General features: G+C 70.3%; 22 protein-coding genes and 2 pseudogenes. 15 read left to right on the top strand and 9 right to left on the bottom strand.

Annotation, left to right across the window (positions count from 1 at the left end; translation table 11 throughout):
* Nucleotides 1-120: 120 nt before the first annotated feature.
* Together GAS53_RS29205 and GAS53_RS29200 are read left to right on the top strand one after the other, a co-directional pair.
* Nucleotides 121-952 (top strand): annotated as a pseudogene (locus tag GAS53_RS29205) (helix-turn-helix domain-containing protein).
* A complete protein-coding gene (locus GAS53_RS29200) occupies nt 912-1196 on the top strand; it encodes a DUF397 domain-containing protein (protein WP_151480702.1) in 285 nt (94 codons plus the stop codon). Before GAS53_RS29205 ends, GAS53_RS29200 begins: the two are co-directional and overlap by 41 nt.
* Here GAS53_RS29200 and GAS53_RS29195 read toward each other — a convergent pair.
* Nucleotides 1184-1339 (bottom strand): annotated as a pseudogene (locus GAS53_RS29195) (steroid 3-ketoacyl-CoA thiolase); the annotation flags it as partial. The gene GAS53_RS29200 and the pseudogene GAS53_RS29195 overlap by 13 nt on opposite strands.
* A gap of 162 nt (nt 1340-1501) precedes the next feature.
* Nucleotides 1502-2032 carry a hypothetical protein gene (locus GAS53_RS29190; RefSeq protein ID WP_151480701.1) on the bottom strand — a complete coding sequence of 177 codons (531 nt, stop codon included), beginning with the start codon at nt 2030-2032 and terminating at the stop codon, nt 1502-1504.
* Nucleotides 2033-2616: 584 nt separating this feature from the next.
* On the opposite strand from GAS53_RS29190, the gene GAS53_RS58440 reads away from it, so the two are divergent.
* The 5 genes from GAS53_RS58440 to GAS53_RS29170 all read left to right on the top strand — a co-directional run bounded on the left by GAS53_RS58440 (nt 2617) and on the right by GAS53_RS29170 (nt 7321).
* Nucleotides 2617-2727: a keywimysin-related RiPP gene (locus GAS53_RS58440; protein WP_225859150.1), complete on the top strand. Its 111-nt coding sequence runs from the start codon at nt 2617-2619 to the stop codon at nt 2725-2727.
* Nucleotides 2728-2884: 157 nt separating this feature from the next.
* Nucleotides 2885-4714, top strand: a complete 1830-nt coding sequence (locus tag GAS53_RS29185) for a lasso peptide isopeptide bond-forming cyclase (protein ID WP_151480700.1) — start codon at nt 2885-2887, stop codon at nt 4712-4714.
* Nucleotides 4715-4753: 39 nt separating this feature from the next.
* A complete protein-coding gene (locus tag GAS53_RS29180) occupies nt 4754-5104 on the top strand; it encodes a lasso peptide biosynthesis PqqD family chaperone (protein WP_151480699.1) in 351 nt (116 codons plus the stop codon).
* Complete coding sequence (locus tag GAS53_RS29175; RefSeq protein WP_151480698.1) at nt 5101-5547, top strand: lasso peptide biosynthesis B2 protein; 447 nt, start codon at nt 5101-5103, stop codon at nt 5545-5547. The genes GAS53_RS29180 and GAS53_RS29175 overlap by 4 nt, the downstream gene beginning before the upstream one ends.
* Complete coding sequence (locus GAS53_RS29170; RefSeq protein WP_151480697.1) at nt 5525-7321, top strand: ABC transporter ATP-binding protein; 1797 nt, start codon at nt 5525-5527, stop codon at nt 7319-7321. The genes GAS53_RS29175 and GAS53_RS29170 overlap by 23 nt, the downstream gene beginning before the upstream one ends.
* A 117-nt stretch (nt 7322-7438) precedes the next feature.
* On the opposite strand, the gene GAS53_RS29165 is transcribed toward GAS53_RS29170, so the two are convergent.
* Nucleotides 7439-8608 (bottom strand): steroid 3-ketoacyl-CoA thiolase, encoded by a 1170-nt coding sequence (locus tag GAS53_RS29165; protein ID WP_151480696.1) that lies wholly within the window; start codon nt 8606-8608, stop codon nt 7439-7441.
* Nucleotides 8609-8883: 275 nt separating this feature from the next.
* Between GAS53_RS29165 and GAS53_RS29160 the strand changes: the two genes are divergently transcribed.
* Nucleotides 8884-10128, top strand: coding sequence for a cytochrome P450 (locus GAS53_RS29160; RefSeq protein WP_151480695.1), 1245 nt, complete (start codon nt 8884-8886; stop codon nt 10126-10128).
* Nucleotides 10129-10325: 197 nt separating this feature from the next.
* Entirely contained in the window at nt 10326-11948 is a 1623-nt protein-coding gene (locus tag GAS53_RS29155) for a hypothetical protein (protein WP_151480694.1), read from the top strand.
* On the opposite strand, the gene GAS53_RS29150 is transcribed toward GAS53_RS29155, so the two are convergent.
* A complete protein-coding gene (locus tag GAS53_RS29150; protein WP_151480693.1) occupies nt 11902-13968 on the bottom strand; it encodes a bifunctional glycosyltransferase 87/phosphatase PAP2 family protein in 2067 nt (688 codons plus the stop codon). The genes GAS53_RS29155 and GAS53_RS29150 overlap by 47 nt on opposite strands.
* Before the next feature lie 300 nt (nt 13969-14268).
* Between GAS53_RS29150 and GAS53_RS29145 the strand changes: the two genes are divergently transcribed.
* Complete coding sequence (locus GAS53_RS29145) at nt 14269-14940, top strand: O-methyltransferase (protein ID WP_151480692.1); 672 nt, start codon at nt 14269-14271, stop codon at nt 14938-14940.
* Nucleotides 14941-15006: 66 nt separating this feature from the next.
* Here GAS53_RS29145 and GAS53_RS29140 read toward each other — a convergent pair whose 3' ends face one another.
* Nucleotides 15007-15402 carry a hypothetical protein gene (locus GAS53_RS29140; protein WP_151480691.1) on the bottom strand — a complete coding sequence of 132 codons (396 nt, stop codon included), beginning with the start codon at nt 15400-15402 and terminating at the stop codon, nt 15007-15009.
* A 170-nt stretch (nt 15403-15572) separates the two neighbouring features.
* Between GAS53_RS29140 and GAS53_RS29135 the strand changes: the two genes are divergently transcribed.
* On the top strand, nt 15573-15977 hold the full coding sequence (locus GAS53_RS29135; RefSeq protein ID WP_151480690.1) for a DnaJ family domain-containing protein: 405 nt from the start codon (nt 15573-15575) through the stop codon (nt 15975-15977).
* 152 nt (nt 15978-16129) lie between these two features.
* Here the strand turns inward: GAS53_RS29135 and GAS53_RS58435 are convergent, their stop codons facing one another.
* Both GAS53_RS58435 and GAS53_RS29125 read right to left on the bottom strand, forming a co-directional pair.
* Nucleotides 16130-16819: a hypothetical protein gene (locus GAS53_RS58435; protein ID WP_404829301.1), complete on the bottom strand. Its 690-nt coding sequence runs from the start codon at nt 16817-16819 to the stop codon at nt 16130-16132.
* Between the two features lie 5 nt (nt 16820-16824).
* Nucleotides 16825-17514: a hypothetical protein gene (locus tag GAS53_RS29125; RefSeq protein WP_151480689.1), complete on the bottom strand. Its 690-nt coding sequence runs from the start codon at nt 17512-17514 to the stop codon at nt 16825-16827.
* A 149-nt stretch (nt 17515-17663) separates the two neighbouring features.
* Here GAS53_RS29125 and GAS53_RS29120 point away from each other — a divergent pair, with 149 nt between their 5' ends.
* Nucleotides 17664-18176 (top strand): GNAT family N-acetyltransferase, encoded by a 513-nt coding sequence (locus tag GAS53_RS29120; protein WP_151480688.1) that lies wholly within the window; start codon nt 17664-17666, stop codon nt 18174-18176.
* Nucleotides 18177-18221: 45 nt separating this feature from the next.
* Here the strand turns inward: GAS53_RS29120 and GAS53_RS29115 are convergent, their stop codons facing one another.
* On the bottom strand, nt 18222-20237 hold the full coding sequence (locus GAS53_RS29115) for an MDR family MFS transporter (RefSeq protein WP_151480720.1): 2016 nt from the start codon (nt 20235-20237) through the stop codon (nt 18222-18224).
* A gap of 898 nt (nt 20238-21135) precedes the next feature.
* Here GAS53_RS29115 and GAS53_RS29110 point away from each other — a divergent pair.
* On the top strand, nt 21136-22011 hold the full coding sequence (locus tag GAS53_RS29110) for a peptidoglycan-binding domain-containing protein (protein WP_192583334.1): 876 nt from the start codon (nt 21136-21138) through the stop codon (nt 22009-22011).
* Between the two features lie 129 nt (nt 22012-22140).
* Here the strand turns inward: GAS53_RS29110 and GAS53_RS29105 are convergent, their stop codons facing one another.
* Nucleotides 22141-22803 (bottom strand): HAD family hydrolase, encoded by a 663-nt coding sequence (locus tag GAS53_RS29105; protein ID WP_151480686.1) that lies wholly within the window; start codon nt 22801-22803, stop codon nt 22141-22143.
* Nucleotides 22804-23142: 339 nt separating this feature from the next.
* Between GAS53_RS29105 and GAS53_RS29100 the strand changes: the two genes are divergently transcribed.
* Together GAS53_RS29100 and GAS53_RS29095 are read left to right on the top strand one after the other, a co-directional pair.
* Nucleotides 23143-23787 (top strand): HNH endonuclease family protein, encoded by a 645-nt coding sequence (locus GAS53_RS29100; protein ID WP_151480685.1) that lies wholly within the window; start codon nt 23143-23145, stop codon nt 23785-23787.
* Between the two features lie 100 nt (nt 23788-23887).
* Nucleotides 23888-25543, top strand: coding sequence for an alkaline phosphatase D family protein (locus GAS53_RS29095; RefSeq protein WP_151480684.1), 1656 nt, complete (start codon nt 23888-23890; stop codon nt 25541-25543).
* The last annotated feature ends 349 nt before the right edge of the window (nt 25544-25892 follow it).

Raw genomic sequence — 25892 nt, 5'->3', positions numbered from 1 at the left:
CCACAGCGCGCACGCGGACACGGTGGGCGCCCTGAATGTTCTACGGGCCGGGCTGGTCCGTCGCGACGCCAACCCGGCATAGCGAGAAACCCCCCAACCTTCAGGTGAGGGAGGAGTCACATCAACGTCCTCGACCCGGGTGCATCGCCGCTCGACTACTACGGGTTCGAGCTGCGCCGCCACCGCGAAGCCGCCGGGCTGACACAGAAACAGCTCGGCTACATCGTCAACTTCGCCGGCTCCCTGGTCGGCCAGATCGAGACGGCCAGGAAGCCGCCGACACCGGAGTTCAGCGAGCGGGCCGACGCGACGTTGGGGACTGAAGGGCTGCTGTCCCGGCTCGTCACGTTGGTGATGCGTAGTCAACTTCCGGCCTGGTTCCAACAGGTGGCGGAGTTGGAGGCACGGGCGGTCGAGATCTGCACCTTCCAGACGCACATGGTGCACGGTCTCCTCCAGACCGGTGCCTACGTGCGTGCAGTGCTCGGCTCGCGGGACCAGCACGACCTCGACGACCGCACCGCCGTACGCCTGGCTCGTCAGCGCATTTTCGAGAAGACCGAGCCGCCTGTCCTGTGGATGGTCATCAGTGAGGCCGCGCTGTACCAGGAGATCGGCGGTCCGACGACCATGCGCGGGCAACTGGCCCACCTGCTGTCGTTCGACGGCAATCCCCGGATCAACATCCAGGTCCTGCCGTTCTCGACCGGAGCGCACGCGGGGCTACAAGGCTCATTCAACCTCTACCGCTTCGCGAGCGATCCGGACATCGTCTACACCGAGGGCTACGGCAGTGGGCATCCGACCGCCAACCCAAACACCGTCAAGGACTGTTCGCTCATCATCTTCAGTGCCGCCGCCCTCTCTCAGGGACCCGGCGGAGCTGATCCGACGCGTGATGGAGGAACGCTATGGAGAGCAACGCGATCCTGACCGGGGCCCGGTGGCGTAAGTCCAGCTACAGCGGCGATCAGAGCGGCGAGTGCGTCGCGTGCGCACCCCTCGGCCCCCTGACCTGGCACAAGTCCACGTACAGCGGCGACCAGGGCGGCGACTGCCTGGAGGTCGCCGAAACCCCCTGCGCCACCATCGCCGTACGCGACTCGAAGAACCCGGCGGGGCCCCACCTCACCTTCGGCCCCGCCGCGTTCACGGCGTTCGTCGGTGCCGCCGGGCGGGGTGACTACAGCCGCTGAATGATCGTGCCGGTGGCCAGCCCGCCGTCGGCGCACATCGTGATCAGCGCGAACTCCTTGTCCCGGCGCTCCAGTTCGTGCAGTGCGGTCGTGATAAGGCGCGCGCCCGTGGCGCCCACCGGGTGCCCGAGCGCGATCCCGCCCCAGCACTGAGGAGACCGTGGACTTCGCGGCGCGGATGCTCGCCCACCTGCGCGCGCGTTCGATGCGCTGCACGCGTCATTACTCAAGCACCCGACACCACGGACGTGACGTCGGCTTCCCGGTCCGCACGGACCGGGAGGCCGTCACCGGAGCCGGATGTGTCACTCCCAGGAGCTGGTGCCGCTGTTCCAACCCCACCAGACCAATCGCGAGCGGTCGATGTTGTAGTCCGCTACCACGCTGTACGGGCTGGTGTAGACGCCGTCACCGCTGGCAGAGGTACGGAGGTAATTCCCGTTCTGGTTCTGGAAGTAGTCGCCGTCGGCGGTCCAGAACTGTCCGGAACGGCCGCTGCTACAAGGTTCCGTCCGAACAGCGTTTGTTACAGCCCCGACGTCCGTGGTGAGGCATTCACTGTTGGCGTTGCTCACCAGTCGGCGCATCGTGTGGCCGCCCCACTGGTTCGAGTCCGTGCCCCAGTGCCACCAGATGGAGCTGTTGTCTGGACAACTGGTGCTCACCCAGACGTTGCTGCTCGCGGTCGACGAGCGGAGACAGGGCTGCCCCCAGTCGTTGTGGTACGCCCAGTTGGTCGCCGCTGACGCGGGGGAAAGGGTACCCGCGATGGTCAGCATGAGGGCGGAGACCCCCATGGGCAGGGCGACTCTCAGCGAGGTTCTTCGCGATGTCATGAGCGCGAGAATCGAGGGGGCGGAGGACTTCCCATGAAGTGACCATGAACGAGACATGTCATTCTCCGGTATCCGAGAAGTCGACTGACCCGACGCTCCCGCTACGGCAGCCCGTCCGGCGCCTGGACCTTCTGGCAGTCGAACGGCTGGTACTGACCGAACCCACAGGAACCCACAGCACGCATAAAGGCGGCGACCCCGATCCCCGGCCGCCGCCGTGGCCCGATGAGGGGTCACATATTTTTCCAGGCCGTCATAATTGCGCGTCACATACCTTTCCTCACCGCCCTGTTGTTGCGCATGCATTCCTGGTCGACCCTTGGTGCGACCGCCTCTATCACGTACCAATCCAGAAATGCAACCAGAAAATGAGTACGCCGGCGCCGGCCATGACAGGCGCCGCGTTTCCGTTGCCGTGAGCATGCCTAAACGTTGAATCCGCAACGGAGCTGGGCAATTGGCCAAGTGAGCGTCTATCGTGGAACATGAATGTGAAAGCGAAGAAGCGCATCGGAGAAACGCAACGAGGATCACACCCCTGAACTCTCCAAAAGTTTCGGACAGTTGAAGGGAGGTGTAATCAGATGCGTACTTACGAGCGTCCGACGCTGACCGCGGCCGGCTCTTTCCGGAGGACTGGCCTGGGCACGAACAGGGGGCCGGAAAGGGTAGTTCCTCTCAGGTTCAGCCTGTGAGTGCCGGTCATTCCCGAGCATGACCGGCCCGGAGATCTCATCGGTCCTGGTTGGTCGACTCCGGGAGCATTCCAAAAGGGCGACGGGTTACCGTTCCCATTCCCGCCGCCCAGCCCTTTCGCGCGCCCCGTCGCGGCGTCCGGGAAAGGCACTGTCCATGGTCCGTCTCCCTGATTTCGACGAGGTTCCGGGCTGGTTCGTCGCTCTTCCGGACTGTGCTTCGGCGGCCCCGGTGGCCACTGCGCTCCGTAACCGGGCGGACCAGGAGGTCCGTCACCCCTCAGGCCGACCCTGGCTGCTCGGCCACTGGTCTCCGAGTGGCACAGCCGTCGGTGAGACCGGCCGGGCGAAGATCGTGGTCATCGGTGACCACGCCGTCACCTCAGGACGGCTCAGTACGGCGGCCGGCCGGGCGCACACCGTCGCCGACCTCGACGGACTGGCAGGGGCCATGGCCGGAAGTTGTCACCTGGCCGCATCGGTCGCCGGATGCGTGCGGGTACAGGGGAGCATCACCGGCCTTCGACCGGTGTTCCACGCCAGGATCGGTGATGTCACGGTGGCCGCCGACCGGGCCGACGTGCTCGCCGGCCTTCTCGACGCGGAGGTGGACGAGCAGCGGATGGCAGTCCGTCTGCTGACTTCGTTCGCACTGTTCCCGCTGGCGGGCGAGCCGGTGTGGCGCGACATCAGCGTCCTGTTGAGCGGCGATTACCTCGTGCTCGACAGCAACGGTCGACGACGGTCCGTCAAATGGTGGACCGCGCCCGAGCCGGTGGTCCCGATGGCAGACGGCGCGCCGGCGTTGCGGGAGGCGCTGTCGGCCGCGGTCGAGGCCCGTGTTCGGGGCCGAGACCTGGTGAGCTGTGATCTCGGCGGGCTGGACTCGACCGCACTGTGCTCGCTGGCCGCCCGCGGCGGGGCGAAGGTCGTCGCCTACACCGCCGACGGCCGCGACCCCATGGCGGACGACGTGACGTGGGCTCGCCGGACGGTTACCGGATTGGGCGACACCGAGCACCACGTCATCGCCGGGGACCGGTTGCCGATGGTGTACGAGGGCCTGCGAGACACGGACGACCGCTTCGACGAGCCGTGTCCGGCCGCTGTCCATATCAGCCGGTGGCTGGTCATCCCACGGTCGGCCGCGGCACGCGGCTCACGGCTGCACCTGACCGGCTTCGGCGGGGACGAGTTGCTCGCCGGCTCGCCGGCGCACCTGCACGCGCTGCTGCGTACGCATCCCAGGACCGCGTTTCGGCGCGTACGTGGTTTCGCCGCGCAACGCCCGTGGCCGTACCGGGAAACGCTGCGGCAGCTGTGGGACAGCAGCCCCTACCGGGCATGGCTCGCCCGGGTCGGCGACCAGCTCACCGCCGTACCGGCCCCCATGGAGACACCGACCCTGGACTGGGGGACACCGCCGCGCATGCCCCCATGGGCGACACGGGACGCGGTCGATGCCGTGCGCGAGCTGATCAACACCGCGGCCCGTACCGCCGAACCACTGGCCGAAACGCGTGGACAGCACGTCGAACTGGAGGCGATGCGCAGTACGTCCCGCATGGTCCGGCAGTTGGGTCAGACGGCCGCCCGCGCCGGGCTCACCCTCGCCGCCCCCTACTACGACGACCGGGTGATCGAAGCGGGCCTGGCAGTGCGGCCGCAGGACAGGATCACCCCCTGGCAGTACAAGCCGCTCATCGTCGAAGCGATGCGCGGCATCGTTCCCGACGAGAGTCTGACCCGCCACACCAAGGACGAGGGTTCATATGAGGTGGAGGCCGGACTGCGGGAGCACCGTGCCGAGTTGCTGGCCCTGTGCGAGGACTCCCGGCTGGCCCGGCTGGGCCTGGTCGACCCGGACGTGCTGCGCGAGGTGTGCAGCCGACCGTTGCCCCCGGCCCTGTCATTCGACGCGCTGTATCAGACGGCGGCGTGCGAGGTGTGGCTGCGGGCGCTCGAAACCGCGACCGTTCCCGGCTGATGGATCCCAGCTGATGTTTCCCGGCTGATGGAGAAGACGATGACGCTCAAGTTGCGTGACGGCGTGTTCACGGCCGAAACCGAGTACGGGATCACGCTGCTCGACGAGGACCGCGACCAGTATTGGACGCTCAATCCCAGCGCCGCCGTCGCCTTGCGGACGCTGCTGGACGACGGCACCGTCGCCGAGGCCGCGCAAGCGCTCACCGAGCAGTACGCGGTGGACATCGACAGCGCGCATCAGGACGTCCGGGAACTGGTCGGTGAACTGCGCTCGGCGGGCCTGGTCAAGGAGAAGAAGGAAGAGAACGAAGCGAGCAGAGCGGGTCCGTCGGTACGGCCGGCACGGCACCGCGTACGCAGGTGGCGACCGGAGAAGAAAACCCCATGACCACGCCGGAAGCCATCTTCCACCACCCGCGCTCGGTGCCCCTGCGGCGCCGGATCCCGGTCCGGCTCGCCGTGGGCGCCGCGCGGCTCCTGGCCACCCAGCGTCCCCGGCGGATCCGGACCGTGTTGGAGTGGCTTCGCCGGGGCGCCCGTCCGGCCACCGCCGACCAGGCCCAGGCCGCCCGGGACGCCGTCGTCGCGGTCAGCCTGGCGTGCGGGGGACGGGAAGGGTGCCTGCCCCGGTCCCTGGCCACGACTCTGCTGTGCCGACTGCACGGCCAGTGGCCCACCTGGTGCGTGGGTGCGCGGCGCCTGCCGCCCTTCGGCGCGCACGCCTGGGTGGAGGCGGAGGGACGACCGGTGGGTGAGGACTACCCGCCCGACTACTTCAGGCCCCTCTTCACCGTCGGGTGCTTGAGCCATGAAGCCCAAAGCGACAGATGAGCGGCGCCGGGCCAGCCCACGGGACGTCCTGCGTCTGCTGCACGGACACCGGCGGTGGGTCGGTCTCGCGGTGCTGCTGACGCTGGGCGCTTCGGCGCTCAGCCTGGCCCAGCCGCTGCTGGTCAAGGAGGTGATCGAGGCGACCGCGTCCGGCAGTGCGGTCGGGTACGTCCTGGTGCTGCTCGCCGTGTTCTTCGTCGCCCAGGCACTGGTCCAGGGGCTCGCCCAGTACGTCCTGGCGCGTACGGGCGAAGGCATCGTCCTGGGGATCCGGCTCGGCCTGATCGGGCACGTGCTGCGGCTGCCCATGCCCGTGTACGACCGCCACCGCACAGGCGATCTGATCTCGCGCACCAGCACCGACAGCACCACCCTGCGGCTGCTCATCGCCGAGGGCTTCACCGCTGCGGTGACAGGCTCCATCGGGCTGATCGGCGTCATCGCGCTGATGATCTGGCTCGACTGGTTGATGTTCCTCGTCGTGCTGGCCATGGTGGCGATCGCCACCGTGATCGTCAGCTCGGTACTGCGGGGCATCGGGGTGGCGTCGCTGTCCACCCAGCAGGCCACGGGCGCCATGACCGCCGATCTGGAACGCGCGCTCGGTGCCATCCGCACCGTACGGGCCAGCCGCGCCGAGCAGCGCGAGTCGGACCGCATCGGGGGCCGCGCCAGATCGGCGTATGCGGGAAGCGTGCGGATGGCGAAGCTGGACGCGGTGGTGGCACCGGCGATCGAGCTGGCCGTCAAGGGGTCGTTCATCGTCGTGCTGCTCATCGGCGGTATGCGGGTCGCCGACCGGCAGGGATCGATCGCCGACCTCGCCGCCTTCCTCCTCTACATGATCTATCTGCTGGGGCCGGTCGGCATGCTGTTCCAGTCCTTCAGCACCATGGAGCAGGGCATGGGCGCGTACCGGAGGGTCACGGAGGTGATGGACCTGCCCACAGAGCAGGACGCCGGGTCCGCGCCCGAGGCACCGGCGTCGTACGGGGCGGGCGACAGCGGCGGCCGGCCGCGGGCACCTGTGCTGGAGTTCCGAGACGTGTGGTTCGGCTACGAACCGCGGCGTCCCGTCCTGCGCGGCGTGACCTTCGAGGTGGCGGAGCACTCCCATGTCGCCCTGATCGGCAGCTCGGGGGTCGGGAAATCCACCGTCCTCGCACTGATCGAGCGGTTCTACGACCCGGATCGCGGCCGCATCCTCTTCGACGGCCGTGACGTACGGGCGACCGGCCGAGCCGAACACCGGTCTCGAGTCGGCCTGGTGGAACAGCATGCCCCGGTGCTGTACGGCACGCTGCGCGAGAACCTGCTGTACGCCGCCCCCGACGCGGACCCCGCCGAACTGGACCGGGTGGTCGAGCTGGCGCACCTCACAGACCTGATCGACCGCCTGCCACATGGCCTGGACACCGACGCCGGGGAGCACGGCATGGCGCTCTCCGGCGGCGAGCGCCAGCGGATCGCGATCGCCCGTGCCCTGCTGACCCGGCCGCGCCTGCTCCTGCTGGACGAGCCGACGGCCCATCTGGACGCGGTCAACGAAGCGGCGCTCCGCAGGTCGATCCGGGAGACCACGGCGGAGTGCACGCTGCTGGTGATCGCGCACCGCATGTCGACCATCCGCGCCGCAGACCTGATCATCGTGCTCGACGCGGGCCGGGTCGTGGCCACGGGCAGCCACTGGGATCTCATCGACACCAACGAGCACTACCGGTCGCTCGTCCGCGCCCAGCGGGCCGGGGACGTCCGGGTGCCGCGCGTGTCCTGAGCTGACCGGCCCCGTGGAGCCGGCCGTGAGCGAGCTGTTCGTCGACGTCGTACGCCATGTCGCGGACCGGCGCCGCGAGTTGCTGTTGCTGCGGCAGGCGGCGGGAGTTCGAGGCGACTACAGCCGCTGAATGATCGTGCCGGTGGCCAGCCCGCCGCCGGCGCACATCGTGATCAGCGCGAACTCCTTGTCCCTGCGCTCCAGTTCGTGCAGCGCGGTCGTGATGAGCCGCGCGCCCGTGGCGCCCACGGGGTGCCCGAGCGCGATCCCGCCGCCGTTGACGTTCACCTTCTCCAGGTCCTGTTCGAAGACCTGCGCCCAGCTCAACACCACTGAGGCGAACGCCTCGTTGATCTCGACGAGGTCGATGTCCTTCAGCGACATACCGGCCTTGCCCAGCACCGCCTTCGTCGCGTCGATCGGCCCGTCCAGGTGGAAGTGCGGGTCCGCGCCGACCAGCGCCTGGGCGACGATCCGCGCTCGCGGGCGCAGCTTCAGCGCCCGAGCCATCCGCTTCGACGCCCACATGATCGCCGCCGCACCGTCGCTGATCTGCGACGAGTTGCCCGCCGTATGCAGGGCCGTCGGCATGACCGGCTTCAGCTTCGCCAGCGCCTCCATCGACGTGTCGCGCAGCCCCTCGTCACGGTCGACGAGGCGCCACATGCCCTGCCCGGCCCGCTGCTCGTCCTCCGTCGTCGGCACCTGCACGGCGAACGTCTCGCGCTTGAAGCGCTCCTCGGACCAGGCGTTCGCGGCCCGTTCCTGGGAGATGAGCCCGAGGGAGTCGACGTTCTCGCGGGTCAGCCCGCGGTTGCGCGCGATCCGTTCCGCCGCCTCGAACTGATTGGGAAGGTCCACGTTCCACTCGTCGGGGAACGGCTTGCCTGGCCCGTGCTTGGACCCGGATCCCAGCGGCACCCGTGACATCGCCTCGACGCCGCACGAGATCCCGACATCGATCACTCCCGCCGCGACCATGTTGGCGACCATGTGCGAGGCCTGCTGCGAGGACCCGCACTGGCAGTCCACGGTCGTCGCCGCGGTCTCGTAGGGCAGGCCCATGGTCAGCCAGGCCGTGCGCGCGGGGTTCATGGACTGCTCGCCGGCGTGCGTCACCGTGCCGCCGACGATCTGCTCGACGCAGTCCGCGTGGATGCCGGTACGGCCGAGGAGCTCTCGGTAGGTCTCGCCCAGCAGATAGGCGGGATGCAGATTGGCGAGCGCTCCGCCGCGCTTGCCGATGGGGGTGCGTACGGCTTCGACGATCACGGGTTCCGCGGCCATGGGGAGTTCCTCTCCTCGGGTCACCCGCGCGGCGCGGGCGTCCCGGCCCACCCGCCACGCAGAACTAGTACGCGTTCTAGTTCTGCCTGCAGTCTGCTGACGAGTCACCTGCCACCGCAAGGGTCTTGCAGCCTCCGAAGTCGTGATCTGCACGAATCCCGCACGGAATTCGGGGCGCCGCACCCCTTGCCACTTATAGAACCCGTTACTACCTTCACGGCAATCCCGGTTCCTGATGGACCGTCAGAAAACAGGTGCGAGACCTGGAGTTGCCGATGCCCTGTCCAGCGCTGCCCGACGGGTTCGATTTCACCGATCCCGATCTGCTGCACCACCGCGTGCCCCACCCGGAGTTCGCCGAGCTGCGTCAGGCCGAACCGGTCCGCTGGATCGCCCAGCCGCCCAATCTCGCCGGCTTCGAGGACGAGGGCTACTGGGCCGTCACCCGGCACGCCGACGTCAAGTACGTCTCCACACACCCGGAGTTGTTCTCCTCCACCCTCAACACCGCGATCATCCGCTTCAACGAGCACATCGAGCGGGACGCGATCGACGCCCAGCGGCTGATCCTGCTGAACATGGACCCGCCCGAGCACACCCGGGTCCGCCAGATCGTCCAGCGCGGCTTCACCCCGCGGTCCATCCGCGCCCTGGAGGAGAACCTGCGCGGCCGGGCGGGCCGGATCGTCGAGACCGCGCTCGCGGACGCGGGCGCCGGCGGTTCCTTCGACTTCGTCACGCAGGTGGCCTGCGAACTGCCCCTGCAGGCGATAGCCGAGCTGATCGGCATCCCGCAGGAGGACCGCACCAAGATCTTCGACTGGTCCAACAAGATGATCTCGTACGACGACCCGGAGTACGCGATCACCGAGGAGGTCGGCCAGGAGGCGGCCACCGAGATCCTCGCCTACGCGATGAACATGGCCGCCGACCGCAAGCAGTGCCCGGCGAAGGACATCGTCACCACGCTGGTGGCCGCCGAGGACGAGGGCAACCTCGGCTCCGACGAGTTCGGCTTCTTCGTACTGATGCTGGCCGTCGCGGGCAACGAGACGACCCGCAACGCCATCACCCACGGCATGCACGCCTTCCTGACCCATCCCGACCAGTGGGACCTCTACAAGCGGGAGCGCCCGGCGACCGCCGCCGAGGAGATCGTCCGCTGGGCCACCCCCGTCGTGTCCTTCCAGCGCACGGCGACCCAGGACACCGAACTGGGCGGCAAGCTGATCAAGAAGGGCGACCGCGTCGGGATCTTCTACTCCTCCGCGAACAACGACCCGGAGGTCTTCGACACCCCGGAGGTCTTCGACATCACCCGCGACCCGAACCCGCACCTCGGCTTCGGGGGCGGCGGCCCGCACTTCTGCCTCGGCAAGTCCCTGGCCACCCTGGAGATCGACCTCATCTTCAACGCGATCGCCGACGCGATGCCCGGCCTCCGGCTGGTCGGCGACCCACGCCGGCTGCGCTCGGCCTGGCTCAACGGCGTCAAGGAACTGCAGGTCAGCGCTGGTTGAGCCCGCCGGTTGAACCGCCGGTGACCCGCTGCGCGGGAGGCAGGGGCATCCCCCCTACGCTCCGCCCCTGCCTCCCCCGTGCCCGAGTACACCCACGTCCCGCCACATCCCGGTGAACGTTTCCGATCCGTTTCGCGTCTTCACGAGTGGCACAGCCAACTCACACCTTCGAAGACTTCGAACGGAAAAGCCGAGCCGTGGTCTCAGCCGAACTGTCACCCGTCCGGCCGGAGGGCGCGGCCATCTCCCGGAAGCGGAACCTCCGCCCGGTCTGGGACCGACACCGCGTCCCCTTCCTGGCCACCCTGCCGACGGTTCCGCTGTACGTGGTGTGGTGGCTGTTCCTGGCCACCGGCGGCGGTGATCTCGCGGCACAGGAGGCGTGGGCCGACTTCGCGTCCCGGCACGGCGGTTCGGCGTACAGCCTCTTCTGGTACGGCGGGATGCACACCGCCAACTACAGCCTGATCTCGCCCTACCTGATGGCCGCCTTCGGCGTGCGCACGGTCACGGTCGCGGCCGGGCTGCTCGCCGCCTGGCTGGCCGCGGTCCTCATCGTCCGCACGGGGATCCGCCGGCCGCTCGGCCCGGCGCTGCTCGCCTCGCTCGCGCTGTGGTGCAACGTCGCGTCGGGACGTACGACGTTCGCGCTCGGTGTCGCCCTCGGGCTCGCGGCCTGTGTGCTGCTGACCCGGGAGCGGCGCGTGTCGCTCGCGGTGGCGTACGCGACGCTCGCGACCATGGCGAGCCCGGTGGCCGGGCTGTTCCTGGTCGTCGCGGGCGCCGGCTACGCGCTCGTACGGGACCGGACGCGGGCGGCCGTGCTGATGGTGCCGCCGTTCGTGGTGGTGGGGGCGACCACGCTGCTGTTCCCGTTCACCGGCGAGCAGTTGATGCCCGCGGCCCGGATCTGGCCGCCCGTCGTGATCGGCGTGGTCGTGCTGACGCTCGCGCCGCGGGGCTGGCGGGTGCTGCGGTGGGGTGCCGTCGTGTACGCGGCCGGGACGGTCCTCACGTATCTGGTCCCCTCACCGGTCGGCACGAACGTGGAGCGGCTCGCGGAACTGTTCGCGCCGGCCGCACTGCTGGCCGCACTGCTGGCGGTGCCAGGTCCGCGCCACAGACGAGTTGCACTGGCCATGGCTTTGGTCTTCTCGGTGGGGTGGGTGGGCAAGAAGACGGTGGACGACCTGGAGGTGTCGACGGCGGTACCGCGCTGGGCCGCCGACACGACCAGCGTCGTAGATGCCCTGGACCGGCTCGGCGCCGACCGCGCCCGTGTCGAGGTGGTCCCGGCCCGCAACCATCGCGAGGCCACCGCGCTGGCCCCGTACGTGAACCTGGCGCGTGGCTGGAACCGGCAGCTGGACATGGAGCGCGGCCGGCTCTTCTACGACGGGACGTTCTCGGAGACGACGTACCGGGCCTGGCTGGACCGGTGGGCGGTCGGCTTCGTCGTACTGCCCTCGGGCAAGCCGGACGGCTTCGCGGAGGACGAGGCGCGCCTGGTCGAGAGCGCGCCGGCATGGCTGGAGCCGGTGTGGCGGGACGCGAACTGGCGGGTCTACCGGGTGCGCGGGGCGGTGCCGCTCGTGTCGAAGCCCGCCGCCGTCATACGCGCCGACAGCGCCGAGGTCGTCGTCCATGTCCCACGCCCCGGCTCGGTGACCGTGCGCGTCGCCTTCTCGCCCTGGCTGTACGCCGAGGGCGGCTGCCTGCAGAAGCAGGGCGAGTTCACGCGGCTCACGGTGACCGAACCGGGCGAGTACCGGATCAGCTCGGGGTACGGTCCTTCGCCGGGACCGGCTCCGCGATGCTGACCTCCGCTTCCGCCTCCGCCTCCGGTTTCGCGAGCGACCGCGGACGCGGCCCCTGCAGCAGGTAGGTCAGCGCGAAGCCGGCGCCGACGACGGCCGCGCCGCCCGCCGCGTCCAGGATCCAGTGGTTGGCGGTCGTCACGATCGCGGAGACCGTGAACAGCGGATGCAGCAGGCCGAGCGCCTTCATCCACCACTTCGGGGCGAGGATCGCGATGACGAGCCCGCACCACAGCGACCAGCCGAAGTGCAGCGAGGGCATCGCCGCGTACTGGTTCGTCAGCGCGGTCAGCGTCCCGTAGTCCGGCTGGGAGAAGTCCTGCACACCGTGCACGGTGTCGATGAAACCGAGGCCCGGCATCAGCCGCGGCGGGGCCAGCGGGTAGAGCCAGAAGCCGACGAGCGCGAACAGCGTGGCGAAGCCGAGCGCCGAGCGGGCCCAGCGGTAGTCGGCGGGCCGGCGGGCGTACAGGATGCCCAGGACGCTCAGCGGCACCACGAAGTGGAACGACGTGTAGTAGAAGTCGAAGAAGTCCCGCAGCCACGGGACCTCCACCACGGTGTGGTTGGCCCAGCGCTCGATGTCGATGTGGAGGAACTGCTCGATCGAGTAGATCTGGTCGCCGTGCTCCTCGGCGGTGGCCCGGCCGCCCGTGTTGCTGCCACCGGTCGCGGCGAGCCTGACCTGCTGGTACGCGGAGTAGCCGACACGGATCAGCAGCAGTTCGAGCAGCAGGTTCGGGCGGGTGAGGACCCGGCGCAGGAACGGCAGCAGCGGGACGCGGCTCCAGCGCGTGGGCACCGGTTCCGCGTACTGCGTCGGGACCGGCGAGCGGTAGTACTCCGACGTACGGGACAGGAACGGGACAGCGGTGGCCGCGGCGAGGGCGGCGAGCAGGACGACGTTGTCGCGCAACGGGTAGAGGGCCGCCATGTTCGGCAGCATCATCTTCGCCGGGAGCGTCATCACCAGGATGACGGCGATCGGCCATACGTACCGGTCGCCCGCCTTCTTGCCGACCCGGCCGACCAGCGCGAGCAGCACCCACAGCAGCTGGTGCTGCCAGGTGGTGGGCGACACGGCGACGGCGACACAGCCGGTGATCGCGACGGCGAGCAGCAGCTGCCCGTCGCGGGCGTACCGCACGGCACGGCGCAGGCCGAGCGCGGCGACGGCCGCGCCCAGCGCGAAGAAGAGCGCGATCTCCAGCGGCCCTTCCAGGCCGAGCCGCAGCAGCGCGCCGTGGAGCGACTGGTTGGTGAGATCGTCGGCGGGCCGGCCGAGGCCGACGCCGGCCAGGTGGTGCACCCAGTACGTGTACGAGTCGTGCGACATCGCCGCCCACGCGAGCGCGGTGCAGGCCGCGAAGGTGACCCCGGTGGAGACGGCGGCCCGTCTGCGCCCGGTGAACCACAGCAGCGGCGCGAAGAGGAGCACGGTCGGCTGCAGGGCCGCCGCGAGCCCGATCAGCACCCCGCTCGCCCGCTCCCCGCGCACGGCGAAGCAGCCGAGGAGCACCAGCAGGACGGGGATGATGCTGGTCTGGCCGAGGTACAGCGTGTTGCGCACGGGCAGCGACAGCATCAGCAGGCTGATCGCGACGGGCGCGGCGAGCAGCGCCGTACGGCGGCTCACGGGCTGCGGCAGGGCGCGCGCGGCGACCAGACCGAGGGCGACGACCAGGAGCAGCGTGCCGAAGGTCCAGCCCCAGCCGAGGGCCTGTTCGGCCGCACGGGTGAGAGGTTTGAGGACGAGTCCGCCGAACGGGGTGCCCGTGAACCGCGTCGAGTCGTACAACGACCCGTTCACATGCAGCACGCCGCCCGGCCCGACCCAGGTCTCCAGATCCGTCAGCCGTTCGCCTTTCGGTGTGCTCAGGACGACGGCCACCTGCCGTACCGCCAGGACGACGGCGACCAGCCAGAGGCCCGCGCGGACCACTCCCAGCCGTGCCTTCGCCGTCCCGGGTGCTGTCGCCCCGAAGGCATCACCTGGTCGTCCGCCGTGCTCCACATTCGCCACGCGCCGTCGGCCCTCCCGCCCCGTTCGTCCCCTGTGACCCATGGGTCTCGTGCGTCTGTTTTCTGTTCGAACCTTAAGAGGCTCGCACTCCCCCCGCCGTGAGACGCAGGCAACCCCCTCTTCACCTGACGTCCTTCAGCCTTTTGTCCGGATGGAGGTGTTGTACGGCCGGTGTGGTTCCCCCGCAAGCCGCCACGCGCCACGGTGAGCGGCATACAACCACCCAACCTGCGGGTAACCGTTATATTCGGCAACACGACTAGTTAGCGCACCTAACTAGGCAGACGAAAGGCATACCGCATGACCGAGCCGCAGCTCTGGCACGACGTCGACGACTACTTCACCGGGCTCCTCGCCCCGCCGGACGCCGCCCTGACCGACGCGCTGCGCGACAGCGACGCCGCCGGACTGCCCCACATCAACGTCGCCCCGAACCAGGGCAAGCTGCTGCACCTCCTCGCCCAGATCCAGGGCGCGACCCGCATCCTGGAGATCGGCACGCTCGGCGGCTACAGCACCATCTGGCTGGCCCGCGCCCTCCCGCAGGACGGCCGTCTGATCACCCTGGAGTACAGCGAGCGGCATGCCGAGGTGGCCCGGCACAACCTCGCCCGCGCCGGCCTGGACAAGATCACCGAGGTCCGGGTGGGTCCGGCTCTCGACTCCCTGCCGAAGCTGGCCGACGAGAACCCCGCCCCCTTCGACCTGGTCTTCATCGACGCGGACAAGGTGAACAACCCCCACTACGTGGAGTGGGCCATCAGGCTCACCCGCCCCGGCAGCCTGATCATCCTCGACAACGTCGTCCGCGGCGGCGCCGTCACCGACGCCACCAGCGACGACCCGAGCGTGCGGGGCACCCGCGAGGCCCTCGAACTCTTCGCCTCGCACCCCAAGGTGACCGCCACGGCGATCCAGACGGTGGGCGTGAAGGGGTACGACGGATTCGCGCTGGCACGTGTGCTGCCGTAGGCCTCACCGGCCATCACGCCCCGGGCGTTCTCACACCTCGTGTCACACCTCGCTTCACACCTCGCGTCACACCTCGTGATAGAAGCCCACGTTCACGCTGCGCGGCCCCGTGCGGTCCTGGATGATCAGCTCGCCGGAAGCACCCCTGGGCAGTTTCGCGGTCGCACCGTACGGCAGGTTCTGCGGGGGCCCGCCGATCAAGGCGAACCGCACCTCGGAGGACGGCTCGTCGTGCGAGCCCCGGAGCCAGGTCACCTGCCAGGTCCCCTCGGGTCCGCACAGGAACTCCAGGTGCACCCGCGAGACGAACAGCCAGTCGTCCGGCGTCGAGAGGCGGCACACGCTCCGGTCCCGTCCCACTCGCAGCACGGCACCCGGCTCGCTCGGCGCGTCGGCCATCTGCATGCCGGCCGTCGCGGCGACGTCCGCCCCCGACACCGAGGCCATGGTGAGTTCGAGCACGTGCGCTCCTTCGTTCCCGCGCGTTCCCGCGGCTCCAATTGTCCCGCGCCGGGGTGTGCTTGACGCCCCGGCGACGTATCGCCGGGAATGATAAAGCGCCTGGACGTACAGCGTCCGACGCAGTCGTACTCCGCCCCGCCCGGTCGCACACCGTCCGGCACAATGGACTCATGACCGAGCGCAAGCCTCCTGGTGTCAGCTTCGAGTCCTGGATCGACAAGCAGATTCGCGAGGCGGAGGCCCGCGGGGAGTTCGCCGACCTCCCCGGTATGGGCAAGCCGCTGCCGAGCGGTCCCGACACGTCGTACGACGAACTGTGGTGGATCAAACAGAAGATGGCCCGCGAGGGCCTGTCCGTGCTGCCGCCGACGCTGGCGTTGCGCAAGGAGGCGGAGGACGCGCTCGCGCGGGCCGCCGAGGCGCCCTCGGAGCGGGTGGTGCGGCAGATCGTCACGGAGATCAACGCGAAGATCCGCGAGGTGATGTTCAAGCCGCCGCCCGGGCCGCCGCTGGGCCTCAAGCCGTACGACGTGGAGGAGATCGTCCGCGAGTGGCGCGAGCGCCACGCCGACTGACGCAGCACACCGACTGACGCACCGCGCGGGCTGACGCACCGCCGCCGTCGGCTGCCTTCGCGGGACACGGGTGAGGCCCTGCCCCGGCACATGGCCGGGACAGGGCCTCTCTGCAAGTCGCTTACGGCTTACGGCTTACGGCTTACGTGAGTTCACAGCCTCAGCAGTCGTTCCGCCAGCTCCCGGTAGTCCCGCAGGGCCAGCCGCAGTTGCTCGGTGTCGGCCTTGTCCTCGCCGGTGGTCTGCCAGGACGTACGCAGGGTGCGGCGTCGTTCGGTGACGGCGTCCGTGAACCGAGCCGCGACCTCCTGGAGCACCTGGTCGGCCTCCTCGACCGAGTCCCGCGGCCCGTCGACGAACCCGGCGACCGCGTGCTGCAGCCGCAGGGTCCACTTGTCCCCTTCGTCACGCGACAACAGCCGTCCCGCGGTGCCGCCGACGGCTTCCCGAACGGGGCCGCTCTCCGGGACCGCCGTGCTCCGGCCGCCCGGGACATCTGCCGTGCTCCGGCCGCCGGGGACATCTCCGCGAGCGCTTTCGCCGTGACCGCCCGCGGCCTCTTCCCGTTCACGCGCGCCGCCCGAGCCCGCCCGGGCCACGATGCCCTCAGGTGATTGTGGTGAGCTCTGGCGCTCCGCCGTGCCCGCGTCACCCGCGGACCCTCCTGGAGGCGGGCCACCCGCACGCGTGGCGGGCCCCTCGCCACCGGTCGCGCTCTCACCACCGGTCGCGCCCTCGCGGGCCGTCCCGCTCGCGGCCCCGGTGGAGCCGCTCGTCACGTCTTCCCGCTTCTCCTGCTGCTCCCGCTGCTCCGGCCGCTCTGCCGCCTTGTCGTCCGGCATCGTTCTCAACTCCCCTTCGCATGGCGCCTGTTGAAGGTCCACGGCACGTGCACGCGGCCGCGGGAGCTGTCGGTCCGGGTGGTCGTCGCGGGCGCCTCCTCGGTCTTCTCCCGGGACCGCGCCTTCTCCTCCTCGCGGACCGGGGCCATCAGGTCCTCGAAGAGCGCGCGGGCCTCGACCAGGGCCTCGCGCAGCTCCTCCGTACCGGCCCGGCTCTCGTCGGCGCCGGGCGAGGGCGCGTGCGCGGCCCGGTGGACGCGCCGGTAGCCGTCGACGTGGTGGGCGTGGTGCACGGAGAGCGCGGCGAGCTGCTCGTCGTAGTGGCCGCCGTCCGGGAAGCCGCGGGCGCCGGCCAGCTCGGCGATCAGCCGGTCCGCCTCGACGACGGCGTCGCGCGGCGAGTCGACGAACTGCTCCTGGACGGCGGTCCAGCGGACCGCGTACCGCTCACGCGCCGCGGGCTCCAGCGGCTGCTCGCGCAGCGACCCGTGCCGCTTCACCCGCTCCTCGAGCTCGCGCTCGGCGGCCTGGGAGTCGCCGTCGTGCCGGGCCACGGCCCGGTCGTACTCGGGTCCGAAGCGCCGCTTCAGGCTTCGCCCGCCGCCCGCCCCGCGAGCCACCACGAGCCGGGCGACCACCGCGGCGACGAGAGCCACCGCGACCACGATCAGAAGGATGATCACGCCTGTGGACATGGAATGCCTTCCAGGGTTCTGGGCCCAGTGGGCCGTCTCCCCGGCCGAGTTTCCCGGACGCGGGCGCCCAAACGGCGCCGGGGGCAAGTGTGGGGAGCCGCCGGTAATTCGCTTGCGCAGGGCGCACGGACCCTCGTGACAATGCCGTCATGACGCCCCGTACGCCGACGCCCTGGACCGTCGCACCCGAGCCCTACGACTCCCCGGCCGCGGCCGCCCTCTGGCGGGAGTACTACACGGAGGTCAGCGACCGCTGGTACCGGCTGCACCACGGGCACGACACCGACCCCGCCGAGCTGGAACGCGAGATCGCCGCCGACGACGGGGCCGAGTTCGTCCCGCCCACCGGGGTGTTGCTCATCGCGCGGCACGACGGCGAGGCGGCGGGCATGGCGGGCGTACGGCTCCGCGACGCGACCACGGGCGAGCTCAAGCGTGTCTTCGTACGGGACGGCATGCGCGGCAGGGGCGGCGGCGCGGTCCTCCTGGCGGCGGCCGAGTCGGCGGCCCGTGGCCTCGGCGTCGAGCGGCTGGTGCTCGACACCCGCGGCGACCTGGTGGAGGCGCGGACGCTGTACGCGCGGCACGGTTACGCGGAGACCGAGGCGTACAACGACGACGTGTACGCCGAGCACTGGTTCGCCAAGCAGCTCGCCCGTTGACCAGCAGCTTCACTTGCTCAGGCTCGCCTGCTCAGGCTCACCTGCTCACGCTCCCTTGCTGAGCCGCACCCTCCCGGCCGGCTTCGGGACCGAGCCGTCGTGGGGCCGTTCCTCGTCGGAGCCGCACATCTCGGCGTTCAGCTCCGCCACGAGCCGGACGAGGTCGGTGGGCCGGTCCGGGCCCCACCAGTCGCCGAGGAGCTCGGCGAGGGACTCCTCGCGGGCCTTGGCGAGTTTCTCGGCGGCCTCGCGGCCCTGGTCGGTGAGGACGAGGTCGAGGCCCTCGCGTACGGCGAGGTGGCGCTCCTCGACCTGGCGGGAGGCCGCGATGATGACGTGCAGGGGCACCGCGCTGTATTCGGCGAGGACGCCCGGCTCGGCCCAGCCGTAGCGCCTGATGCGCAGCAGGAGCCAACTCGCGGCGGGCAGCAGGTCGTACCCGGCGCGTTCGGTGATCTTCTCGTAGATCTCGCGCCGCCCCTCGCGGGTGCCGAGCACGGACAGCGCGCGGCACACCTCGTCGTACGAGGAGCGTTCCACGGGATTGCTGGCCAGTGTCTGTGTGACGTCGGGTGCCGTCACCGAACCCCGCAGCCTGTCCTCGCGCAGGAACCAGGCAAGGACGAAGCCGGCCAGGGCGACCGGAGCCGCGTACAGGAAGACGTCCGTGATGGACGTGGCGTACGCCTCGACGGCGGGCGGCCGGAGCGCGGGCGGGAGTTCGGCGATGGTCTTCGGATCGGACTCCAGCGCGTCCACGCCGAGCCTCGGCGGGAGTTGCTGTCCGCTGAGCGCGGCGGTCAGTTCGCTGCCCAGGCGGCTCGCGAAGACCGTGCCGAAGATGGCGACGCCGAACGAGGCGCCGATGGAGCGGAAGAAGGTGGCGCCGGAGGTCGCGACGCCGAGGTCCTCGTACGAGACGGCGTTCTGCACGATCAGGACGAGCACCTGCATGACGAGCCCGAGCCCGAGGCCGAACACGAGGAAGTACGCGCTCATCTCGCCCGTGGAGCTGTCCACGTCGAGCTGGTGGAGAAGCAGCAGTCCGAGGGCCGTCACCCCCGTGCCCGCGATGGGGAACACCTTCCAGCGGCCCGTGCGGCTGACGATCTGCCCGGACACCGTCGACGAGATGAGCAGCCCGGCCACCATCGGCAGCATGTGGACGCCCGACATGGTCGGCGAGACGCCCTGGACGACCTGGAGGAACGTCGGCAGGTACGTCATCGCGCCGAACATCGCGAAGCCGACGATGAAGCTGATGACGGCGGCGAGGGTGAAGGTGCGGATCCCGAACAGCTTCAGGGGCAGTACGGGTTCGGCGGCCCGGCGTTCGACGGCCACGAAGGCCACGCCGAGTACGGCACCCAGCACCGCGAGGCCGATGATCTGCGGCGAGTCCCAGGCCCAGGTGCTGCCGCCGAGCGAGGCGACGAGGACGAGACAGGTCGCGACGGACGCGATCAGGAACGTACCGAGGTAGTCGATCGTGTGCTCCCGGGAACGGACCGGGATGCGCAGGACGGTCGCGATGACGGCGAGCGCGACGATCCCGACGGGGAGGTTGATGTAGAAGACCCAGCGCCAGCTCAGATGCTCGGTGAACAGGCCGCCGAGCAGCGGCCCGAGGACGCTGCTCGCCCCGAAGACCGCACCGAACAGGCCCTGGTACTTGCCCCGTTCGCGCGGCGAGACGATGTCGCCGACGATCGCCATCGACAGCACGATGAGCCCGCCGCCGCCGAGGCCCTGAAGGGCGCGGAAGGCGATCAACTGGGGCATGTTCTGCGCCATACCGCAGAGCGCGGAGCCGATCAGGAAGATCACGATGGCCGTCTGGAACAGTTTCTTGCGTCCGTACTGGTCACCGAGCTTGCCCCAGAGCGGGGTGGCGGCCGTGGACGCGAGCAGATACGCGGTGACGACCCACGACAGGTGATTCAGACCACCCAGGTCGCTGACGATGGTCGGCAGCGCCGTCGACACGATCGTCTGGTCCAGGGCGGCGAGCAGCAGCCCCAGGAGCAGAGCCCCGATCGACACGAGGACGCCACCCTTCATGTGCTCCTGACCGGCGGTGGCGCCGTGCGAGTGGTTGCGGGTGTGACGGGCTGCCTTCCGCCCGTCCGTGCCGTCCGCGCCTTGCACATCCTCGGCCATGAAGACCTCCCGGCCGCGAGGGTCCCGTTCCTCTTCCATCCTGGTCGGTGTGACCGGTTATGGCCTGTTGAATCCGACACGGAGCCCGGGATTCCGGGGGTAACCCGGAGATTGTGTGGAGGCGGTCTGCATAATCGCTGGAGTTCGTACGGGGAGGGACCCACACGTGAGCGACCAGAGCGACCATATATGCCCGGAATGCGGGGCAGCCCGAGAGTCGGACGGCTCCCCCACGTGCGACTGCACCCGCCGAGCAGCGGACGCCCTGCAGGAAACCCGCTCCGCGGAGGCGGCCGCGGCGGAGGACTTCGACCCGCTGCGTATACGGCCCTACGTGGATCTGGGGATGCGGAACGACTCCGGCGGAGGTGGGGGCACGGAGGGCTCCGCCGGGTCACCGAGCACGGGGACGCCTGGAGGTGAGGGCTCCGCCCGGTACGGCGACAGGGAGACACCCGAGGCGGAAGGTTTCAGCGGGTACAGGGACTCCACAACGCCCGAGGCGGAAGGTTTCAGCGAGTACAGGAGCGCGGCAGCACCTGAGGCGTCGGGGTCCACCTGGACCGGAGACGCGGGAACGCTCGGCCCCGAGGGCTCTACCCGGCCCAGGGACGCGGGAACGCCCGCGCCCGGGGGCTCCGCCAGGTCCAGGGACGCGGGAGCGACCGGGGCACCCGCCGTATACGGGATCATGGCCTCGCCCCGCATGCCCAACAGCCCCGCAGGCCGCGACACCTCCGGAGCCTTCGCGTCGCCCGACCCCTTTGACGAGCCGGGCCCTCCCGGAACGCCTCAGTCCTTGAGCGAGCAGGCCGCACCGGGAACACCCCCGACGACCGACACCCCCGAACCGCTCGCCGACCCCTTCCTCACCGTCCAACTCCCCCGCGCGATACCCCTACCGCACTCCCCCAACGCCGGCACCCACCTCTTCGAGGCGCAGTCCCTGGACCCCCTCCCCGGCATCCCCGAGGACGCCGAGGACCTCGGCGGGACCACCAGCCGACGCCGTCGCTTCGCCATGGTCGGCGCCGGCGCCACCGCCGTCGTGGTCGCGGCCGCCGGGTTCGCGAGCGGACTGTTCTCGTACGAGACGCCGTCGCGGGACACCGCGGCGCCCGACGACATACGCGCGAGCGTGCCGGACGCCACCACGGACGAGCCGTCGCCGTCGAAGTCCGAGTCGCCGACACAGTCGCCGTCGACCTCACCGTCCGCGTCGAGCAGCCCGAGCACCCCGCCGCCGACCTCGGAGCCGGCCGCGCCGCCCACCCCGTCCAGCACGGCCACCACGACACGCCCGCCGACGACCGGCCGCCCCACCGACTCGGCCCCTCCCACCACCAACCCACCGGGGAGGACCGGCCCCGTGGTGCTGCGCCCCGGCGACGAGGGCCCCGAGGTCACCGAACTCCAGCAACGCCTACAGCAGTTGGCCCTCTACGCGGGCACCCCCAACGGCGACTACGACAACCGAACCGAGAACGCCGTACGCAGCTACCAGGTCACCCGAGGCATCAACAACGAGGAACCGGGCGTATACGGCGAGGAGACCCGACAGCGGCTGGAGACCGAGACAGCGGAGCCGCAGGGCACGGGGTCCCGTCCCACGGGCGCGGACGGCTCCACGGCCGCCCGTCCGGGCCACAACGGCGTTGCGCTGCAGGACAGTTGACCAGGGGACCCTTACAACTGCGTCAACCGAGGCGCCCCTTGTTTTTAGGGGCGCGGGGAACTGCGTGACCAGCCCCCACCACCCCGCACAGACCGCGAACCCTCAGGCACCCCCACACCCGACCCGCCATCACCCAACGCGCAGCCGAACCCCATCCCCCAAAACCTCAACCCGCACCTGCCGAAGATCCCGCACCACCACATCCGGCCGGTGGAACCCGGCCCGAGGCCCGACTCCAACAACCCGCATCCCCGCGGAGCGCCCGGCCGCGATCCCCGCACCGGAGTCCTCGAACACCACACAGTCCTCAGGCGCGACCCCCAACTCGGCCGCCCCCTTCAAAAACCCTTCAGGATCAGGCTTGCTGGCCCCCACGGACTCCGCGGTGACCCGCACCCCAGGCAGCGAAAGCCCGGCGGCACCCATGCGCGCGGTGGACAGCGCCACATCCGCGGAGGTCACGAGCGCATGCGGCACCCCCCGCAGGGAGGCCAGGAACTCCGCGGCCCCCGGAATCGCGACCACGCCGTCCATGTCGGCGGTCTCCTCGGCGAGCATGCGCGCGTTGTCGGCGTAGTTCTGCTCCATGGGCCGGCTCGGCAGCAGGACCGCCATCGACGCGTACCCCTGCCGTCCGTGGACGACCTTCATGACCTCGTCCGCGTCGAGCCCGTGCCGGTCGGCCCAGCGGCGCCAGACGCGCTCGACGACGGCGTCGGAGTTGACGAGGGTGCCGTCCATGTCCAGCAGCAGGGCACGGGCGGTCAGCACGGTCGTGGCCGTCATCGGCATGCTCCAAAGCGTGGAAGAGGGGGCCATGCGCGGCCCCCAGGGACAAGGTGGTCCCGCCCGCCGGTCAGGGAAAACGGGCGGGAGCCACTTTGTTCCTCCACGGTACAAAACAAAGAGCCGATCCCGCTACCACTCCGGGGGACCCATTCCAGATCCGACCCCGACCCCCGCATGGAGACGCGCCCGCAGCACCAAGCAAACCCGAAAGTCCCGCCACACCCCTTGGCATGTCATGACCGCGTCATTAACTTCTCACCTGACGCACATCTCCCGGAAACCGGCCACCGCGAGCATTCAGTCGCCCGCAGGTCAACTTCCCCCCACCTCAAGGGAGTTCGCATGCCGAAGGTCTACGCGCGTCGACGGCTCAGTCTAGTGGCCGCCTTCGCCGGTTTGATAGCCATGGTCGGGCTTTTCAACGGCCCGACCGCCTCCGCCGCGCTGCCCACCCCGGTCAGCGCCGCCACCGCCCGCACCTACCTCGCCTCGCTCACCGTCGCGACCGAGGACCGCACCGGCTACAACCGCGATCTGTTCAACCACTGGATCACCATCAGTGGCACGTGCAACACCCGTGAGACGGTCCTCAAGCGTGACGGCTCGAACGTCGTCACCGACTCGGCCTGCGCGTCGACCAGCGGCAGTTGGTACTCCGTCTACGACGGCGCGACCTGGACCGCGGCCTCCGACGTCGACATCGACCACCTCGTCCCGCTGGCCGAGGCCTGGGACTCCGGCGCCGACAGCTGGAGCTCGTCCCAGCGCCAGGCGTTCGCCAACGACCTCACCCGCCCCCAGCTCATCGCCGTCACCGACAACGTGAACCAGTCGAAGGGCGACCAGGACCCGGCCACCTGGATGCCGTCGCGCACCACCTACGCCTGCACGTACGTACGCGCCTGGGTCCAGGTGAAGTACTACTACGACCTCTCCGTCGACTCCGCCGAGAAGAGCAAGCTCAGCTCGGTCCTCAGCGGCTGCTGATCAACCGCACGCGGCCGCTGATCAACTGCACCATGCACGGAACCTCCCCGCTCACCTCCGTCGTTCCGTACCGTACGGGGCGACGGAGGAGAGTGATCACGTGGCGAGACTGCGCCTGGGACCGCTGCTGAGGTACGTCGACGGCTCGTCCGCGACCGTCTGGGTCGAGGCGAGCCGTCCGTGCACCGCCGAGGTGCGCTGCGAGGACGGCGCCGGCGGCGAGACCCGCACGTTCCAGGTCGCCGGCCATCACTACGCGCTGATCCCGGTCACCGGGCTGACACCGGGCACGACGACCTCGTACGAGGTGCTGCTCGACGGGGCGATCGTCTGGCCCCTCGCCGACTCCGGCTTCCCGCCCTCGGTCATCCGCACCCCGGTCGACGAGCACGAGGACAACCACAGGACCGTACGGGTCGCCTTCGGCTCCTGCCGCTGGGCCGCGCCGCCCGCGGGCGAGAAGGACCCGGTGGGCCCGGACGCCCTGGACACCCTCGCGGCCCGGATCGCCGCGGACCCGGACGGCGAACGCCCGGACGTCCTGCTGCTGCTGGGCGACCAGGTGTACGCGGACGAGGTCTCCAAGGCCACCCGCCGCTGGCTGCAGGCCCGGCGCGGGCTGACGGAACCGCCGGGCGCCGAGGTCGCGGACTACGAGGAGTACACGCACCTCTACTACGAATCGTGGCTCGACCCCGAGGTCCGCTGGCTGCTCTCCACCGTGCCCAGCTGCATGATCTTCGACGACCACGACGTCATAGACGACTGGAACACCAGCGCCTCCTGGCTCGCCGACATGCGGGCCACCCCCTGGTGGCGCGAGCGCGTGCTGAGCGGCCTGATGTCGTACTGGGTCCATCAGCACCTCGGCAACCTCCCGCCCGACCGCCTCGCCGACGACCCCCTGTACGCGGCCGTCCGCGCCACCCCCGACGGCACGGACGCCCTGCGTACCTTCGCCGCCGAGGCCGACGCCGACCCGGCCTCGGTCCGCTGGAGCTACCGCCGCGACTTCGGCCGCGTACGCCTGCTGATGATCGACACCCGCGCGGCCCGCGTCCTCGACGAGCAGAACCGCTCGATGCTCGGCCCGGAAGACGAGGCATGGCTGCGCGAGCAGGCGCTGGAGGAGCCGGGTTCGTACGACCACCTCCTCATCGGCACCTCGCTGCCCTGGCTGCTCCCCCACCTCGTGCACGACGCGGAGGGGTGGAACGCCGCGCTGTGCCGGGGTGAGCGGGGCGAGCGCTGGGCGCGGTTCGGGGAGGACCTGCGGCGGCGGGCCGATCTGGAGCACTGGGCGGCGTTCCCGGCGTCGTTCGACGCCCTCGCCGCGCTGATCGCCGAGGCGGGGTCGGGGCCGGGTGCGCCGGCGACGGTGTGCGTGCTGTCCGGGGACGTGCACCACGCGTACATCGCCGAGCCGACCTGGCCCGCGGGCGCGAAGGGGCCCGACGCCCGGGTGCTGCAGCTGACCTGCTCTCCCGTCCACAACTCCATCCCGCTCTCCATAAGACTCGGCTTCCGCTTCGGCTGGAGCCGCGTCGGCCGGATCATCGGCCGCCGCTTCGCCGGACACGGCGGCATCGAGCGCCCACCAATCGACTGGCGCAAAACCGGCGGTCCTTGGTTCGGCAATCAGCTCATGACGCTGACTCTGCGCGGCCGTTCGGCCCGACTGCGGCTCGATCAGGCGCGGGTGGAGAGCGGCGGCGCGGCCCGGCTGCGGACGGTCGTCGAGTCCGAACTCGGTTAGCCCGCCGCCACGGAGAGTGACGGAGAGTCGCGGAGGGGCAATGAGCCCGAGTGCGCCGGTCGTTCGCCAGGGCCACCGTGGAGTCGTCACCCAGGCGACCGCCGGGGATCGCCGCGGACCGCGCACCGCGCGGCGGCCTCGCCCCGCAATCCCCCGATTGCATACGTTTGTTGCGTACGTTGCCCATGTCCTGCCTCGTTGCCCGTGATGCTCGTGACGCATCCCACAACCGGCACCGATGATCCGCTCCAGGGCTCGGCTCCCGAGGCGCGCAACGGCATGATGAGGCGGACCGTCCGCTTCCGGCGGGCGGTGTGCTGTGCAGCGCCCCGCCCACCTGTCCTGGAGT

The sequence above is a fragment of the Streptomyces albicerus genome, assembly GCF_008905045.1.
GTDB lineage: Bacteria > Actinomycetota > Actinomycetes > Streptomycetales > Streptomycetaceae > Streptomyces > Streptomyces albicerus.
The sequence above is the reverse complement of the archived record's forward strand: the minus strand, read 5'-3'. Positions and strand labels throughout refer to the sequence as shown.